Below are 3,801 nucleotides of genomic sequence, written 5' to 3'. Positions count from 1 at the left end.
GGACAGGCCCACCCCAGGTACGTCCGGATCGGGCACCCCCGGCGGCCCCGGCACGGCCCGCACGGTGCTCTCCGGCGCGGACATCGGCCGGGTGCTCACCCGGATGGCCCACCAGATCCTGGAGAAGACCGCCGGTGGGAACGGTGTCGTGCTCCTCGGTATACCCACCCGCGGCGTCCCACTGGCCCGCCGGCTCGCCGACCGGGTCCGGGCGGTCGAAGGCGTCGAGCTCGGCGTGGGCTCGCTCGACCCGACCATGCACCGTGACGACCTCCAGTTGCGTGCCGTCCGGCCGCTGGCGGTGACCGACCTGCCGGACGGCGGGATCGACGGCCGCACGGTGATCCTGGTGGACGACGTCCTGTTCTCCGGCCGGACGGTGCGGGCGGCGCTCGACGCGCTGGCGCAGTTCGGCCGGCCCCGGGTGGTGCAGCTCGCGGTGCTGGTGGACCGCGGGCACCGGGAGCTGCCGATCCGGGCCGACTACGTCGGCAAGAACATGCCGACGTCCAGGCAGGAGGCCGTCGCGGTCCGCCTCACCGAGACCGACGACCGGGACGCCGTGATGATCCTGTCGGAAGGAGCGGGCCGATGAGTCCGGGGGGTGCGCCGGAGCGCTCGGCGTGCCGGCACGGCCGGGCCGTCCCGCCGCCGCCCGCCGTGGCCGTGAGCGGGCCGGCCGCGAACGGGGGCCGGCCGTGAGCCGGCCCGAAGCGGCGGGGCCGGCATGATGCGCCACCTGCTGTCCACCCAGGATCTCAGCCTGGACGACGCCCTGCTGGTGCTGGACACCGCCGAGTACATGGCCACCGTCGCCGACCGGTCGGTGAAGAAGCTGCCGACCCTGCGTGGCCGTACCGTGGTCAACCTCTTCTTCGAGGACTCGACCCGGACCAGGACGTCCTTCGAGCTCGCCGCCAAGCGGCTGTCCGCGGATGTGATCAATTTCTCGGTCCGGGGGTCGAGCGTCTCCAAGGGCGAAAGCCTCAAGGACACCGCCCAGACCCTGGAGGCGATGGGGGCCGACGCCGTGGTCTGCCGGCATCCGGCCAGCGGCGCGCCGCACCGGCTGGCCGCCTGGGTGCGCGGCAGCGTGCTCAACGCCGGGGACGGCACCCACGAGCATCCGACCCAGGCGCTGCTGGACGCGTTCACCATCCGCCGCCGGCTCGGCCGGATCGAGGGCCTGTCCGTCACCATCGTCGGTGACGTCCTGCACTCCCGGGTGGCCCGCTCCAACGTGTGGCTGCTGTCCACGCTGGGCGCGGCCGTGACGGTGGTCGCCCCGCCCACCCTCGTCCCGGTCGGGGTGGAGCAGTGGCCGGTGACGGTCTCCTACGATCTGGACGCGGTCCTGCCCGGCAGCGACGTGGTGATGATGTTGCGGGTGCAGCGGGAGCGGATGACCGCGGCGTTCTTCCCCACCGAGCGGGAGTACGCCCGCCGGTACGGTCTGGATGCCGACCGACTCGCGGCGATGCCGCTGTCCGCGCTGGTCATGCACCCGGGGCCGATGGTGCGCGGCATGGAGATCGCCTCGGATGTGGCCGACTCGACCCGCTCGACCGTGGTCGAGCAGGTCGCCAACGGCGTAAGCGTGCGGATGGCGGTTCTGTATCTGCTTCTCGGCGGTACCAGGGAGGTGCCATGACGCGACACGGCGACACCGCCGGCGGACCCGCGCACGAGGCCGGGCGCTGGCACCTGCGCGGGGTGCGGCCGCTCGGCGGCGACCCGGTGGACCTGCTGCTCGACGGCGGGATCATCGCCGAGGCCGGCCGCGACCTGTCCGTCGTGGGCGCGACCGTCCTGGACGCCGACGGCCTGGTCGCCCTGCCCGGGCTGGTGGACCTGCACACCCATCTGCGCGAACCGGGCCGGGAGGACGCCGAGACCGTCGCCTCGGGCACCCGGGCGGCGGCGCTGGGCGGTTTCACCACCGTGTTCGCGATGGCCAACACCGAGCCCGTCGCGGACACCGCCGGGGTCGTCGAGCAGGTCTGGCGGCTCGGGCGGGACGCCGGGTACTGCGACGTGCGCCCGGTGGGCGCGGTGACCGAGGGGCTGCGCGGCGTCCGGCTCGCCGAGCTCGGCGCGATGGCATCCTCGGCGGCGGCCGTGCGGGTGTTCTCCGACGACGGCAACTGCGTGTCCGACGCGGTGCTCATGCGCCGGGCGCTGGAGTACGTCAAGGCGTTCGACGGGGTGATCGCCCAGCATGCCCAGGAGCCCCGGCTGACCGAGGACGCGCAGATGAACGAGGGGGTGGTCTCGGCGCGGCTCGGCCTGCCCGGCTGGCCGGCCGCCGCCGAGGAGGCGATCATCGCGCGGGACGTGCTGCTCGCCGGCCACGTGGGCTCCCGGCTGCACGTCTGCCACGTCTCCACCGCCGGCTCGGTGGAGCTGCTGCGGTGGGCGAAGTCCAAGGGCTGGCGGGTCACCGCCGAGGTCACCCCGCACCACCTGCTGCTCACCGACGACCTGGCCACCTCCTTCGACCCGGTCTACAAGGTCAATCCGCCGCTGCGGACCGCCGCGGACGTGGAGGCGCTGCGCGCCGGGCTCGCCGACGGCACGATCGACTGCGTCGCCACCGACCACGCCCCGCACGCCCCGCAGGACAAGGAGACCGAGTGGATGGCCGCCCGCCCGGGCATGGTCGGCCTGGAGACCGCGCTGTCGATCGCCATCATGACCATGCTGGAGACGGGGCTGCTGGACTGGGCCGGGCTCGCCGACCGGATGGCGATCGCCCCGGGGCGGATCGGTGGCCTGCCCGGCGGCTCCGGTGCCCCGGCCGGTGGGCACCACCACCCGCCCGCGGCCGGCGGGCGGCCGTCCCGGGCGCCCGCCCACGACGTGCACCCGGCCGGTGCCGGTGCGCTGTCGCTGTCGGCGGGAGCCGTGGCGAACCTGGTCCTCGTCGATCCGGTGGCCCGTTGGACGGTCGACGCCGGCGCGCTGGCCAGCCGCGGCCGCAACACTCCCTACGCCGGCCGCAAGCTGCCTGGACGGGTCCAGGCCACGTTCTTGCGGGGGCGTCCAACCGTGCTCGACGGGAAGATCGTATGACCGACCATCTCACCTTCGCCGCCGCGTTCGTGGCGCTGCCCGGCGGCCTTCCCCTGGCGGAACCCGACCGCGGCCCGGACCGGCTGGGCCTGCACCTGCTGTTCGCCTTCGGGTGCATCCTGCTGTTCATCGCCGCGGTGGACGCCATGCGCCGCAGCTGGCGCCACCGCGCCCGCCGTCAGGAGGAGGACCTGCCCGACCTGCCGGTGGTCCCCGAGACCATCGGTGAGGTGGTGGCCGCGCCGATCAAGGGCCTGTACCTGGGCACGGTGGACGCCGGCCACTGGCTCGACCGGGTCACCGCCCGCGGGCTGGGGGGCCGGGCCGACGCGTACGTCTCCGTCTACGACCGTGGCATCCGGGTGGACCGGGCCGGTAACGAGCCGTTCTGGATCCCGCGGGAGGCCGTGCGCGGCGCCCGTCTCGAACGGGCGCACGCCGGCAAGGTCGCCGGCGTCGGACGCATCATCGTCATCGCCTGGTCGCTGGGCGCGCACGAGCTGGAGACGGGCCTGCGCGGGGACGACCGGGCCCGCCAGCCCAAGGTGGTCCGCGCCGTGCACAGCCTGATCGGCCCGGGGCCGGCGCCCACCGACGGCGAGATCACCAGGCCTCATCCGGTCGGCCGGGCGGTCTCCCGGCTGCGCCCGCGGGCGCTGGGCGCCGCGGCCTCGGGGCAGGCTGCGGGGCAACGGCCCACGGGCGCCCGGCCCACGGGCGCAGCCGGGC

The 3,801-nt window shown here is 75.0% G+C and carries 3 protein-coding genes and 1 pseudogene; all 4 read left to right on the top strand.

The features are described from left to right. The first annotated feature begins 64 nt into the window (after nt 1–64). Entirely contained in the window at nt 65–595 is a 531-nt protein-coding gene (gene pyrR, locus CM1CMNOD_RS15360; protein ID WP_131772727.1) for a bifunctional pyr operon transcriptional regulator/uracil phosphoribosyltransferase PyrR, read from the top strand. 132 nt (nt 596–727) lie between these two features. Next, nucleotides 728–1,651 carry an aspartate carbamoyltransferase catalytic subunit gene (locus tag CM1CMNOD_RS15355; RefSeq protein ID WP_013874514.1) on the top strand — a complete coding sequence of 308 codons (924 nt, stop codon included), beginning with the start codon at nt 728–730 and terminating at the stop codon, nt 1,649–1,651. Then, nucleotides 1,648–3,072 carry a dihydroorotase gene (locus CM1CMNOD_RS15350; protein WP_013874513.1) on the top strand — a complete coding sequence of 475 codons (1,425 nt, stop codon included), beginning with the start codon at nt 1,648–1,650 and terminating at the stop codon, nt 3,070–3,072. Before CM1CMNOD_RS15355 ends, CM1CMNOD_RS15350 begins: the two co-directional genes overlap by 4 nt. Continuing rightward, nucleotides 3,069–3,801, top strand: a pseudogene (locus CM1CMNOD_RS15345) (hypothetical protein); the annotation flags it as partial. The gene CM1CMNOD_RS15350 and the pseudogene CM1CMNOD_RS15345, both read left to right, overlap by 4 nt.

It is taken from the genome of Protofrankia symbiont of Coriaria myrtifolia, from assembly GCF_900634755.1.
Taxonomy (GTDB): Bacteria; Actinomycetota; Actinomycetes; order Frankiales; family Frankiaceae; genus Protofrankia; species Protofrankia coriariae.
Note: the sequence above shows the minus strand (reverse complement) of the source record. Positions and strands in the feature narration are given on the sequence as shown.

Coding starts and splice junctions, on each gene's coding strand:
- CM1CMNOD_RS15355 (WP_013874514.1), top strand. CDS start 728: ATGATGCGCCACCTGCTGTCCACCCAGGATCTCAGCCTGGACGACGCC.
- CM1CMNOD_RS15350 (WP_013874513.1), top strand. CDS start 1,648: ATGACGCGACACGGCGACACCGCCGGCGGACCCGCGCACGAGGCCGGG.